This is a genomic window from Phenylobacterium sp. P4_E10 (assembly GCF_056401675.1).
In genome coordinates, this window is the sequence record NZ_JBFUIW010000007.1 from 1 (window position 1) to 13,894 (window position 13,894).

At 66.5% G+C, this 13,894-nt stretch carries 5 protein-coding genes and 1 pseudogene; 5 read left to right on the plus strand and 1 reads right to left on the minus strand.

The genetic code is table 11. The features are described from left to right. From AC1DQJ_RS09885 to AC1DQJ_RS09905, 5 genes and pseudogenes are all read left to right on the plus strand, one after another. A pseudogene (locus AC1DQJ_RS09885) lies at window positions 1–512 on the plus strand (hypothetical protein); the annotation flags it as partial. 146 nt (window positions 513–658) lie between these two features. Further along, window positions 659–1,519 (plus strand): tetratricopeptide repeat protein, encoded by an 861-nt coding sequence (locus AC1DQJ_RS09890; protein WP_477602720.1) that lies wholly within the window; start codon window positions 659–661, stop codon window positions 1,517–1,519. Window positions 1,520–1,762: 243 nt separating this feature from the next. Continuing rightward, window positions 1,763–4,732 (plus strand): TonB-dependent receptor domain-containing protein, encoded by a 2,970-nt coding sequence (locus AC1DQJ_RS09895; protein WP_477602722.1) that lies wholly within the window; start codon window positions 1,763–1,765, stop codon window positions 4,730–4,732. Window positions 4,733–5,202: 470 nt separating this feature from the next. Beyond that, on the plus strand, window positions 5,203–8,346 hold the full coding sequence (locus tag AC1DQJ_RS09900; RefSeq protein WP_477602724.1) for a TonB-dependent receptor domain-containing protein: 3,144 nt from the start codon (window positions 5,203–5,205) through the stop codon (window positions 8,344–8,346). A 456-nt stretch (window positions 8,347–8,802) separates the two neighbouring features. After that, complete coding sequence (locus tag AC1DQJ_RS09905; RefSeq protein WP_477602726.1) at window positions 8,803–11,973, plus strand: TonB-dependent receptor domain-containing protein; 3,171 nt, start codon at window positions 8,803–8,805, stop codon at window positions 11,971–11,973. Here the strand turns inward: AC1DQJ_RS09905 and mnmC are convergent. Next, window positions 11,957–13,834: a bifunctional tRNA (5-methylaminomethyl-2-thiouridine)(34)-methyltransferase MnmC2/FAD-dependent 5-carboxymethylaminomethyl-2-thiouridine(34) oxidoreductase MnmC1 gene (gene mnmC, locus AC1DQJ_RS09910; protein ID WP_477602728.1), complete on the minus strand. Its 1,878-nt coding sequence runs from the start codon at window positions 13,832–13,834 to the stop codon at window positions 11,957–11,959. The genes AC1DQJ_RS09905 and mnmC overlap by 17 nt on opposite strands. Window positions 13,835–13,894: the final 60 nt, after the last annotated feature.

The window sequence follows — 13,894 nt, forward strand, 5'->3', positions numbered from 1 at the left end:
GCGTAGGTGGTGTGGGCGGCGTCGGAGGAGTCGGCGGTGTTGGAGGAGTGGGCGGCGTCGGCGGTGTCGGAGGCGTCGGAGGCGTCGGAGGCGTCGGCGGTGTCGGCGGTGTCGGAGGCGGCCGGGGCGACATCACCATCGGCGGCGGCAACTACGTTAATATCGACGGTGGTTGGGGCGGCTGGGTCGACTACCCGTTCCTAGCCGGTGCGGCGTTCGCCTGGACCACCGCCGCTGTCATGGGCTCGATGTACTACGCGCTTCCGACCGGATGCTCGCCGTACAGCTGGGGAGGCTACGGCTACTACCACTGCGGCGGCGCCTTCTATGAGCCCCGCTACGAAGGCGACACGATCGTCTATGTCACCGTGCCGGATCCCTCTGGCGGCACGGCCCCGCCACAAAGCCCCGCCGCGCCCGCGCCGGGCGGCTCCCAGCTCCCCGCGCCGTCGGCCGGGCCGCCGCCGACCGCAAGTTCGCCAACGCCGCGGCCGGCTGAGCCGCCGATCTAGCCGCGATGACAAGGCTCAGCCCCAGCAGTCCTCCTCTGACGTCCGGCCGGGCCCCCGCCCGTTGGGGCTGCGCAGTGGTGTTCGCGCTCGGCGTCCTAGCCTCGCCGTCGCAGGCGCAAGCGCCTGCGACGGCGCCTGAGGCGACGTTGCGCCCGGAGCTTCAGGCGGCGATGGCCAAGGCGGACGCCGGCGATCCCGGCCCGCTCGTGAAGCTTGCCGACGCCGGCGACCCCGAGGCTCAGTACTATGCCGGCATCGTCTTCCTCTTTGGGCGAGCCGCAATCCCGAAGGACGCGCCGCGGGGCTGCGCCTATGAGCAGAAGGCTTCGGCCGTGCGGGGCGACGCCATGCATCTGGTGGGCATGTGCTATCAGAGCGGCGTGGGCGGCGCGCAGGACAAGGCGAAAGCTGAGGCCGCCTACACCCGAGCCGCGCAGATGGGGTTCGCAAAGTCGAAGTGCACGCTTGGCCAGATGCTGATGTCCGAGCCCGGACAGGCCGAGCGTGGCCTGGCTTTGTGCAAGGAGGCGGCCGATGCCGGTGACGCTGACGCGACGATGGCCGTGGGCGACGCCTATTTCAACGGTTCCGCCGGCAAGCGCGACCATGCCGAAGCCCGCATCTGGTACGCGAAGGCCGCCAAGCAGAACAAGACTGATGCTGCCCGGCGGTTGGGTGAGATGTACGCCAAGGGCGACGGCGGCAAGAAGGACGCCAAGAAGGCCATGGAGCTGTGGCTGGGCGCAGAGAAGGCCGGAGATCCGCTGGTGGCTATCCTGATCGCGGATCAGCTGTTCTCAGAAATGACCGGCGGCAAGACGCCCGGCCCCGGCACCTACGCTTTCAAAGGCGGCGTACCCCTTTCCGACATTGAAGTTGTTGAGGAATGGTACCAGCAAGCGCTCAAGCGTGATCCGCGCCCGGATGTTCAGCAGCGCGCGAAGTATGCGGTGGCCATCCTGGCCAGCTTCAAGACCGCCGCGAAATCCGCTCCGGCCCGGCGATAGCCTTCCCCACGCGGCCGTTGCAGGCCAGACCTATGGCCGGGCGACAAAGCGCCAAGGTTTGACGTTGGCGTCAAAAAAGCCTTCCGCGGCAGGGTGTTGCGCGCTGAACGCAGTTCGGATTCAATTGTTGCAGAGCTGCAAAATGACCTAGCGTGACTGCAACGAACGGGCGTTTGATCCTCGTACCCACGGACGACCATCGCGTCAGATCGAAAACGGCGTCCGTCGAGGGGGAGGAATAAGATGTTGAAGAGCAGATATTTCTGCGGCGGCTCCATCATGGCCGTCGTACTGGCCCTAGGCGGCCAAGCCCTTGCCCAAGAGTCCGGCACCGTCGAGGAGGTGGTGGTCACCGGGTCATTCATCGCCGGCACGCCGGAGGATGCGGCCCTACCGGTGGACGTGATCAATTCCGAGGACCTCGAAAAGCAGGGGTCCCCATCCACCGTCGAACTCCTCAAGGCCCTGCCGGTCTCCAGCGGCGTCCTGGGCGACACCAACCAGTTTGACCCCCGAGCTCAAGGCTCGGAAGGCTCCGGCTCAGTGAACCTTCGCGGCCTGGGCGCTCAGCGGACCCTGGTGCTGATGAACGGTCGCCGGATGGCGATCAACCCGTTCGGCCAGGCCGGCGCGGGCATTGTGGACACCAACATCATCCCATCGGCCGCCGTAGGGCGGGTGGAGGTGCTGAAGGACGGCGCGGCCGCGACCTACGGTTCGGACGCCATCGCCGGCGTGGTGAACTTCATCACCCGCAAGAACTTCGACGGCCTCGAGGTCAACGGCAGCTACCGGTACATCGACGGGTCGGACGGCGACTACACCGCCGGCGCGCTCTGGGGTCATACCTGGGAGAACGGCAACGTCCTGCTCAGCGCCGCCTATCAGCACCGCTCCGAGCTGACCACGACCTCGCGCGATTGGGCGACGCAGCCCTATTTCAACAACCCGGAAGGCGGCTGGTCGGCGGGTAACGCCATCGCGCCGTTCCTGCCGGTGACGAACCTTCCGAGCGGGGCCTTCACGCCTGCGGCCGGCTTCCAGCTCGATACGGGCTGTACGCCGCTCGGCGGCGTGGTGCAGCCCGGCGCGCTCCCGGCCTGTCTGTTCGCCTACATTCCGTATGACAACCTGGTCGAGGAAGAGGACCGCTTCCAACTCTATGCGGAGGCCAATGCCAGCATCGGCGAAAACGCCGACCTGCACGTCGAGGCCTTCTATTCAGAGACCGACGTGCCCGAGTGGAACACCTCGCCGTCGTATCTGGCGCTGCAAACTTCGACCGCGACCACCAACCCGGCCACCGGGCTGCCGTCCGCCGTGCTGGCCGGCTACTTCGTGCCGTCGACCAACCCGGGCTTCATCGCCTACCGTGCGGCCAATCCGAGCCAGATCCCGGCTTTCGCCACCGGCGTCCATATCCCCGGCGTGCGCTACCGCCCGTTCTCGGTCGGCGGCAACCCGGCCTTCGACTACGGGCCCTCGGTCGGCAAGCGTCACTATGACGCCTTCCGCGTCAGCGGCGGCCTCCGCGGCAAGTTCGACAACGACATCGGTTACGATTTCGCTCTGACCTACGGCCAGGAAACCGGCCTGCGGACTGGCTACGACACCGTGGTCTCGCTCTTCCAGCTGGCCCTGCGCGGCTACGGTTCCAAGGAAGGCGACGCCAACCAGTGCACCGCCGCCGAAACCGCCAACTTCACCACCAACGCCGGCAATGCGGCGCTGGGCTGCTACTGGTTCAATCCGTTCTCGAACGGCGTGGCCAACAACACCATCACCGGTGCGACCAACCCGGCCTTCAACGCCGCGCTGGCCAATGACCCGGACGTCACCCGCTGGTTCTTCCGCGAGGTCTCCACCAAGCAGACCTCCAAGCTGTTCGTGGCGGACCTGGTGTTCAACGGAGAGCTTGGCTGGGAGCTCGGCGGCGGCGCGGTCGGGTGGGCGGCCGGCGCTCAGTTCCGTCGCAACTTCTTCACCTCGATCTACAACGACCTCAGCAATATCGACGCCAATCCTTGCATCGATACGCCGGTCACCGGCTCGACCTCCTGCACGGTCCGCAATGGGCCGCTGATGTTCCTGGGCACCGGCGAACAGGCGGATATGGAATCGGACGTCTACGCCCTGTTCGCGGAAACGGCGTTGCCGATCACCGACGATCTGCAGTTCCAGCTGGCCGCCCGCTACGAGGACTACGGCGGCGAGACGGGTTCGACCTTCAACCCGAAGGCTTCGATTCGCTGGCAGGCGATGGACTGGCTGGCGTTCCGCGCTTCGGCCGGCTCGACCTTCCGCGGCCCGCCGCTGACCCAGCTGAACACCAGCAGCGTCACGGCCCTGTCGTTCATCGGCGGCGCCTTCCGGGCCATCGACATCTTCGGCAACCCGGACCTGGAGCCCGAGAAGGCCAAGACCTACAGCGCCGGCGCGATCATCGAGATCGGCGACTTCAAGGCCACCGTCGACTACTGGCGGTTCGACTTCGAGAACCCGATCGTCGCCGAGCCGTCAGGCTCGATGGTCAACACCCTCTTCCCCGGCGGCGCGGCCATCGGCAACTGCGGCAACCCGGCCTACGCCGGTCTGCAAGAGCGCTTCGTGTTCCAAGGGGCGTGCAGCATCGCCACCATTGCGCGGGTCCGGACCTTCTGGACCAACGGGCCGGCGATCGAGACGTCCGGCATCGACGTGCTGGCTGACTACGACTTCGGCGACGTCTGGGGCGGCCAGCTGCGGGTTGGCGGTTCGGTCACCTACACCCTCGACTACAAGATCGACGAGTTCGAAGTCGGCGGCGTGGTCGTCGAGAAGGCCTTCGATGCCGCCGGCTACCTGAACTACCAGCTCACGGCCACCTCGCTGCCGCAGCTCAAGGGTTCGGGCTTTGCGGAGTACAGCCATGGCCCGCACAATCTCCGTTGGACCGTGAACTTCATCGACTCCTACATCGACCAGCGGGCCTCGATCCTGGCGCCGAACCCGGTGAACGGCGCAATCCAGGCGAACGGGGTGAAGATCGACGAAAGCTGGGTGAGCGAGATCGACTATCGCGTCCTGTTGCCCTGGGATGTGACGGTCAATGTGTCCATCGACAACGTGTTCGACACCGAGCCGTCGTTCGCTCGTCTCGACCTGAACTACGATCCGTTCACGGGCAACGCCCTGGGCCGGACGTACAAGCTTGGGGTCAAGAAGAAGTTCTAGAGACCCCGTAGAGGCCGCTCCAAGCGGTCCGAGCACGGCTCAATTTCGACGCCATGGCGCCGCGGGGATTCCCCTGCGGCGCCTTTTTTTCTGGGCGCGGCGCCGGCGCCACACTGCCGCTTCGGCCGATCGCGAACCGCAAAGCCGACGCGCGCGTCAAGTTTGAACGACCGGAATTATTCGAACGACGTTCAGTTGCAGCGCGCGATCTAGAATAGAAATTAAAGCAATGGGTTAGGAATAGTTCTGACGCGCCGGAGAATTTTTCCTCACGACGGTATGTTGTAGTTCTACATATTTCTCAGGTACGTCAAAAATATACACCGATTAGGCAAGTGTTTCAAGCTTGCAACCGCTGTAACAACGGTCTGGCGTCCGCGAACATCTGCCCCGATGATCGCCATACTCGAACGCAGACAAGCGCCACATTTCAATCGCGGCGCGGGTTCGAGGGGGAAAAGGAAACACTTATGTTGAAGAGCAGATATTTCTGCGGCGGGTCGCTATTGGCCGTCGCCCTGGCGTTTGGCGTGACGAGCGTGGCCGCCGCCCAGGACGAAGGGACTGTTGAGGAGGTGGTCGTCACCGGCTCATTCATCGCCGGAACACCTGAAGATGCGGCCCTGCCGGTGGATGTCATCGGCTCCAAGGAGCTTGCGGCGCGCGGTTCGCCGACGATGGTCCAGCTCATCAAGACCATTCCTTCGTCCGGCGCCGTGATCGGCGAGAACAACCGGTTCGGTTCGGGTTCGGGCGCGGCGACGATCAACCTGCGCAATCTGAACTCGCCGTCGACGGGTTCGCGGACCCTGGTGCTGTTCAACGGCCGGCGCGTGCCGGTCTCGCCCCAGAGCCTGAACTCGGTGGACGTCAATCTCCTCCCCAGCGCCGCGATCGGCCGGGTTGAAGTCCTGAAAGACGGCGCGGCGGCGACCTACGGCTCCGACGCGATCGGCGGCGTGGTCAACTTCATCACCCGCACCGACCTCGACGGTTTCGAGTTCACTGGCCAGTACCAGTACATCGACGGCTCGGACGGCGACTATGAAGCCAACGTGGCGTGGGGCAAGAAGTGGGACAACGCCGACGCGTTGGTCACCTTCGGCTACCGCCACCGCTCGAAGCTGCCGATTCAGGAACGTGACTGGGCCCTGCGCACCAGCAACGCCGGCTTCCTGGAAAACCCGCTGGGCGGCTGGGCCAGCACCGGCAACCCGGGCCAATACAGCACCATCACCTCGACGACGCCGGGCGTGAACGGCGGCTTCAACTCGGTGGTCTACGGCGCCAACCTGCCGGACGTCGGCTGCGCGGCCAACGGCGGCGCGCCCTACAACATCTCGGCCGTGATCGGGCTGCGGGTGGTCAACCCGGATCCCAACTCCTGCCAGTTCCAGTACACTATCTTCGACAACCTGGTTGAAGACGAAGATCACTACCAAGCCTACGGCAAGTTCAACTTCGACATCACCGACACCCTGTCGGCCAACGTTGAAGTTCTTTACGCCATGCACGACACGCCCAACCAGAGCTGGGCGGTCACGGGTCCGAACCAGTTCCCGACCCCGCTGGCGGTGGGCGGCACCTCGCCGCTGCCGGCCATTGCGCCGTCCGACCAGGGCCGCTTCTACATCCCGGCCGCCAACCCCGGCCTGGCCGCCCTGATCAGCCAGGTCAACAGCGCCAACTGCACCGGCACGGTCCTGCCCTATGGCATCGACGCGGCGAGCTGCGCGGCCGGCCTCGCGGCCGCCCGTTCGGGTCTGGCCGGCGCCGCCGCCAACGGCGTGGCGGCCAGCCAGACCGCGTGGCGTCCGATCGGCTTCGGCGGCAACCCGTACACCGAAGACAAGCACGCCCACTATTCGTACAAGGTCGACACCTTCCGGGTCTCCGGCGGGTTCAAGGGCGAAGCGCCGCTGGGCATCAAGTGGGATGCGGCCCTGACCTACCAGCAGCAGGACTACACCCGCGTGCAGGAAGACCTCTCGGTCAACCGTCTGCAGCTGGGCCTGCGGGGCTTCGGCAGCCGCGCTGGCGCTGCTGACCAGTGCACCGCGGCGGAGACCAACAACTTCACCGCCAACGCCGGCAATGCGGCCATCGGCTGCTACTGGTTCAACCCGTTCGCCAACGGCTTCGATCAAAGCCTGTCGAACGTCGCGGCCAACCCGTTCTTCATCGCCAACAGCGCGATCCCGGGCTTCAACGACGCCGTTGCGGCCCGCAACGAGCTGGTCGACTGGATGGACGAGCAGCTGGTCAACAAGATGTCGACCCGCCTGTTCGTCGCCGACCTGGTTCTGAACGGCGATCTGCCCTGGGAACTGAGCGGCGGCAACGTGAAGTGGGCGGCCGGCGCGCAGTACCGCTACGACCAATACCGCCAGAACCCGGAAGCCCTGCACGACGTCAACGCGACGCCGTGCGTGGACTCCGCGCCGCTCGGCGACGGCCAGCCGTACTGCCTGGTCCCGACCGGTCCGTGGCTGTTCAACGCGAACCTCGCCCAGTACGACGTTTCGCGTGAGATCAGCTCGGTCTTCGCCGAATCCCTGCTGCCGATCACCGAAGACCTCGAGCTGACCCTCGCCGCCCGCTACGAGTACTATGCGGGGCAGGGCGAGACCTTCAATCCGAAGGCCTCGGTCCGCTGGCAGGCGCTGGACTGGTTCGCACTGCGTGGTTCGGTGGGCACCACCTACCGCGCTCCGTCGGCGATCATCACCACCGATAACTTCACCCGCGGCCTGACGAACGCTAACGGCACCTGGCGCGCCAACGACCAGTACGGCAACCCCGACCTGGAACCGGAAACCGCCTTCACCTACAGCGTCGGCGCCGTCGCTGACTTCGGCGCCCTCCGCGCCACCATCGACTACTGGAGCTTCGACTTTGAGGATCAGCTGATCCTGGAATCGGCGACCGACATGCTGGCCGCCGCGTTCCCGGCCACTGGCCCGAACGTCTGCACCAGCACCGACCCGAACTATGTCGCGCTGCGCAGCCGCTTCACCTTCGCCGGCGCTTGCGGCCGCGCGAACGTGCAGTCGTACCGCACCCAGTACATCAACGGCGGCAAGGTTAAGACCTCGGGCATCGACTTCCAGGCCAACCTGGACGTCGGCGACCTGTTCGGCGGTAACCTGACCACCGGCTTCGACGGCAGCTATCTGCTGAAGTACGACGAAGATCCCTACCTCATCGAAGGTATCGCGGCTCCGGCTCCGGGCACCATCGAGCGGGCTGGTACCTACCGCGCCTCAATCTTCACCGGCTACAACCGTCTGCGGGCCAACGCCTACTTCAACTGGGCGAGCGGCATCCACAACGTCCGCTGGCAGATCCGCCACATCGGCTCGGTGAACCAGACGGAGTCCAACTCGATCGGCCTGGCCATTGCGGTCCAGTCGACGACGAAGATCCCGGAGTACTGGCAGCACGACCTGACCTACAAGGTCGAACTGCCGTGGGACACCACGATGACCGCCACGGTGCAGAACCTCTTCGACGAGGATCCGCCCTTCGCGATCGGCACCCAGTACAACTACGACCCCTCCAGCGCGAACCCGCTGGGCCGGGTGTTCCAAGTGGGCGTGAAGAAGCGCTTCTGATCCTAACCTGAACTGACCTGGAGCGCCGTCCCGAACCTCGGGGCGGCGCTTCTCTTATCTGCGGTATGCGCCGCCGCAAGGCGCTGAGGGTCGCCGGAAGCGCGGCTTTCTTGCCACAGTTCGGGCCTTCAGTTTCCGTCGCGTCAGTGGATTCTACGGACTTCACGCGCCCTTCGGGTACTCGCCGACGTTGTGACGATGCCGCCATGCGTCGAGCCGGAAATCCCCTCTCTATAAGGTGTTCAGCGCATCTCCTGCGAACAAGCTTCGCTGGAACAATGGTTTGTGAACATTGATCACTCGCCCCATTCTGGCGCCGATTGTTTGTGGACAACGGTATGTTGCGCCCCTGAAAAAAAGTAGCGCCCGGCGAAACGGCGACCGATGATCTTTCTGCTCACGAGTCAAATAGCCCCCGCGACAGACGGAGGCGGCTCTCGAGGGGGAAGGAAACCTATGTTGAAGAGCAGTTACTTCTGCGGCGGCTCAGTGCTGGCCGTCGCTTTGGCAATTTCGGCCGCCAGTACAGCCCACGCGCAATCGGGACAGGCATCCACCGTCGAGGAGGTGGTCGTCACCGGTTCATTCATCGCCGGTACGCCGGAGGACGCCGCCCTGCCGGTCGACGTGATCGGCTCCAAGGAGTTGGAAGCCCGCGGCTCTCCGACCATGGTCCAGTTCATCAAGACGATCCCGTCGTCAGGCGCAGTTATCGGCGAGAACAACCGCTTCGGCTCGGGCTCGGGCGCAGCCACCATCAACCTGCGCAGCCTGAATTCCGCGGCCACCGGCTCCCGCACGCTGGTGCTGTTCAATGGCCGTCGTGTCCCGGTTTCGCCCCAGGGGCTGAACGCGGTCGACATCAACCTGCTGCCCAACGCGGCGATCGGCCGGGTTGAAGTCCTGAAGGACGGCGCGGCGGCGACCTACGGCTCCGACGCGATCGGCGGCGTGGTCAACTTCATCACCCGCACCGACCTCGACGGTTTCGAACTGGCTGGCCAGTACCAGATGATCGAGGGTTCGAACGGCGACTACGAAGCCTCCGTCGCATGGGGCAAGAAATGGGACGCCGGCGACGCCCTGATCACCTTCGGGTATCGCGCGCGCTCCGAGATGCCCATCTTCGAACGTGACTGGGCGATCCGCACCGGCGTTGACGGCTTCCTGGAAAACCCGCTGGGCGGTTGGGCCGCCACCGGCAACCCCGGCGGCTACAACTACGCCGCGACGACCCCGGTCGGCTCGCCCAACACCGGCTTCACCGCGGCCAGCTTCACCGGCGTGATGCCGGACATCGGCTGCGCGGCCAACGGCGGCGCGCCCTACAGCCTGACGACCCTGATCGGCACGCGGACCGTCGTGCCCAACAGCGGCGTCTGTAACTTCCAGTACACCAGCTTCGACAACCTGGTTGAGGACGAGCACCACTACCAAGCCTACGGCAAGTTCAACTTCGATGTGACGGACACGCTCAGCGCCAACATCGAAGTGCTCTACGCCATGCACGAGACTCCGCTGCAAAGCTGGGCGGTGACGGGTCCCAACCAGTTCCCGGCGCCGCAGCTGGCGTCCGGCGGATCGGCCGGCGGCGGCGTTTCGCCCATTCCGGCCACGGGTACGGGCGAACAGTCGAACTTCTACATTCCCAACACCAACCCCGGCCTGCTGGCGCTGATCTCGCAGATCAACGCGGCGAGCTGCTCGGGCGGTGCGCTGCCGTACGGGGTCGACGCCGCGAGCTGTGCTGCGGGCCTGGCCCTGGCGCGAGCGGGCGTCAACAGCGCCCTGGCCAACGGTGTCGCCGCCAGCCAGAGCGTGTGGCGGCCGATCGGCTTCGGCGGCAACCCCTACACCGACGACCGGCACGCCCACTATTCCTACAAGGTCGATACGGCCCGGGTGGCTGGCGGCTTCAAGGGCAAGATCACCGACGACATCAGCTTCGACGTCGCGATGACCTGGCAAAAGCAGGACTTCAACTACAACCTCGAAGACCTGTCGGTTAACCGGCTGCAAATGGCCCTCCGCGGCTACGGCAGCCGCGATGGCGACGCCAACCAGTGTACGGCGGCCGAGACCAGCAACTTCACCGCCAATGCCGGCAACGCCGCCCTCGGCTGCTTCTACTTCAACCCGTTCACCAACGCCTTCGACGAGAGCCTGGCGCAGGTCGGCGCCAACCCGTTCTACATAGCCAACAGCACGATCGCTGGCTTCAACGACGCGGCCGCCAACCGCGGCGCCGTGGTCGCGTGGATGGACGAAAAGCAGCGCAACGAGATCTCCTCGGAACTGTTCGTCGCCGACGTGGTGTTCAACGGCGAACTGCCCTGGGAACTGAGCGGCGGCAACGTGGCCTGGGCTGCCGGCGCGCAGTACCGCTACGACCGCACGATCCAAGATCCGGACGTGACCTACGACGCCAACGCCACGCCTTGCGTCGACAGCCCGCCGTTCGGCGACGGATCGCCGTTCTGCCCGACTACCTCGAACGGTCCGTTCCTGTTCAACGCCAACCTGCGTCCCTACGACGTGAACCGGAAGATCAGCTCGGTGTTCGCCGAAACCCTGATCCCGATCACCGAGGACCTCGAACTGACCCTCGCGGGTCGCTACGAGACCTACGAGAGCCAAGGCGACACCTTCAATCCGAAGGCCTCGATCCGTTGGCAGGCGCTGGACTGGCTGGCGTTGCGTAGTTCGGTGGGCACCACCTACCGGGCTCCGGCCGCGACCCTGACCACCACCAACTTCGCGCGTAACCTGACCAACGCGAACGGCACCTACCGGGCCAACGACCTCTTCGGCAACCCGGATCTCGAGCCGGAAACCGCCTTCACCTACAACGTCGGCGCCGTCGTGGAGATCTCGAACTTCCGTGCGACCGTCGACTACTGGGACTTCGACTTCGAGGATCCGCTCACCTCGGAAGCCACCGCCGACCTGCTGAACGTGATGTTCCCTGGCGGCTCGGCGACCGGCAACTGCGGCAACGCGGCCTATGCGGCCGTGCAGGCGCGGTTCACGTTCACGGGCTCCTGCGGTCGGGCGAACATCCTCTCGTACCGCACCCAGTACATCAACGGCGGCGGCGTGAAGACGTCCGGCGTCGACTTCCAGGCCAACCTCGATGTCGGCGAATTCTTCAGCGGCAACATCAACGCTGGCTTCGACGGCACCTACCTCATCAAGTTCGACGAGGAGCCCTACGATATCGAAGGCTTCCCCTCGAATGCGGCGGGCGTGCAGGAGCGGGCCGGCACCTACCGCGCCTCGCTGTTCACTGGCTACAACCGCTTGCGGGCCAACGCCTTCGTGAACTGGTCCAGCGGCATGCATAACCTGCGCTGGCAGATCCGCCACGTGTCCTCGACCAACCAGGTCGAAACCAACTCGATCGCCCTGGCCGCTGCCCTGCAGAAGTCCATCAAGATCGACGAGTACTGGCAGCACGACCTGACCTATCGGGCCGAACTGCCTTGGGACACCACGGCGACCCTGACCGTCCAGAACATCTTCGACGAAGAGCCGCCGTTCGCGATCGGCACCCAGTACAACTACGATCCGGGCAGCGGTAACCCGCTCGGCCGCGTGTTCGCGATGTCGCTCAAGAAGCGCTTCTAGGACCACCTCCAGCCGGCGCGGTCCCCCGCGCCGGACCAGAGACCACTTGGGCGTCGCTCCTCGAAGGCGGCGCCCTCTTTTTTTCGGCGCGGCGGCGGAAGCGGCCGGGATCGACCAGGTCGCTCAGAGGCGCCGGCAGCGGCGAGGGCGCGCCCATCGCTTGCGCGGCAAGGTGTTCGGCCAGCAGCGGGGCCAGACAGAAGCCGCGCGACCCCAGGCCGCCCAGCACGTAGAGGCCCGGCGCATCCGGGACCGGTCCGGCCAGCGGCAGGTGGTCGGACGTGGTGGCGCGGACCGAGGCGCGGCCCTCCAGCGGCGCGTGCTCGATGCTTGCGGCCAATATCGGCAGGGCCCCCGCGAGAAGCTGCCGGTTGCGCCGATGGTCCTCTTCGCGCAGTTCGGTCGTGTCCTGGCCGCGGTCATGGGTGGCGCCGAACAGAAAACCCTTGCGAGTCGGGGCGATATAGCCGCCCCAGGCGGCCGCCTGCCCCGGAGACCCCGTCGTCCAACTGGCCTGGCCGCGGACAGGAGTTATCGGCAGATCGGGCAAAATCGCGCCGATAGCGGCGCCTATCGTCAGGATTACCGTCTCGACTTCCAGGATCGTGCCGCCGGCCGCGTCGAGCAGCCGCCAGCCGCCCTCGAAGGGCGTGAGGCTGGCCACCGCCGCGGGCCGGACCTGGCCGGACCAGGCGGCGAGAACGGTGGCCGGCTCGACGACCAGAGCGGCCGTCTGGTCGAGGCCCCCCGGGACGGGCTCGCCCAACCGCTCGCTGGCCGCCTGCGGGTCGATGAGGGCAAGGGCGCCGGGTTCGAAGAGGTCCGAGGCGGCGATCTTGGCGTAGCGCTGCAGATCGCGGTCGCCCTCGGCGAGCTGCAACACGCCGCGGGCGATGACCGCCCCGGGCAGCGCCTCATAGAGGCGCACGGCGCGCTCGAAGGCCTGGGCGAACAACTGGGCGAGGGGGCCGAGGCCGGCGTCGAGGCGCGGGGTGACCAGGGCGGCGGGATTGCCGGAGGCGCCGGCGCCCGGTTCTTCGGCGTCCAGCAGGATCGGAGCACAGCCGAGCGCGCGCAGGGCGCGGGCGGCCGATGCGCCGGCGATCCCGGCGCCGACGACGGCCACCGTCGGTTTGCGAGGGACCGGAGGCCCACCGGGCATACACGCCTCGAGCCGTTCGCGCTTGCGGCCGAAGCCTGGGCGCTTCTCGACCTCGAAGCCGGCGGCGGCCAGGCCGCGGCGCACCGCCCCGGCGACCGTGAAGGTGGCGGCGACCGCTCCGGGCGCCGAACGGCCGGCCACCAAGGCCAGGATCTCCTCGCGCCACATGGCCGGATTGAGGGCCGGCGAGAAACCGTCGAGGAACCAGGCGTCGGCCTGGCCGGACCAGCCGGCGAGCGCAGCTTCGACATCCATCACCGCCAGGTCGATCGTGGCGCGCAGTTCGGGAAGCTCGATCCGATGGACGCCGCGCGCGCGACCCGGCCAGCGGGCCACGAGCAGGTCGCTGAGCTCGGCGAGCTCGGGCCAGCGCGAGAGCGCGCGGGCGGCCTCCTGGGCGGTGATCGGGTGGGCTTCGATGCTGAAGACGTGCAGCCGTGCGTCGGGCGCAGAGGTGGATCGCCAGAGGTCGAGCAGGGCCAGGATGTTGAGGCCGGTGCCGAAGCCCAGCTCGGCGACGACGAAGCGATCGCGGCCGGCCCAGGCTTCCGGCAGCCCACAGCCTTGCAGGAATACGGCGCGGGACTCGGCCAGGCCGTCTTCGGCGGAAAAATAGACGTCGCCGTAGAGGCGCGAGCGGGGCTGGCCGTCGTCGGTCCAGTCCAGCGTAGGCCCGCCGAATGGGGAATTGTCGCTCATGCGCCGACTATAGCGCGCAAAAGAAAAGGGCCGCCCCGAGGGACGGCCCTTCGCTCACGA

Excerpts from the sequence above, each read along its gene's own strand:
- AC1DQJ_RS09905 (WP_477602726.1), top strand. The coding sequence starts at position 8,803 with ATGTTGAAGAGCAGTTACTTCTGCGGCGGCTCAGTGCTGGCCGTCGCT.
- AC1DQJ_RS09900 (WP_477602724.1), top strand. The coding sequence starts at position 5,203 with ATGTTGAAGAGCAGATATTTCTGCGGCGGGTCGCTATTGGCCGTCGCC.
- mnmC (WP_477602728.1), bottom strand. The coding sequence starts at position 13,834 with ATGAGCGACAATTCCCCATTCGGCGGGCCTACGCTGGACTGGACCGAC.
- AC1DQJ_RS09895 (WP_477602722.1), top strand. The coding sequence starts at position 1,763 with ATGTTGAAGAGCAGATATTTCTGCGGCGGCTCCATCATGGCCGTCGTA.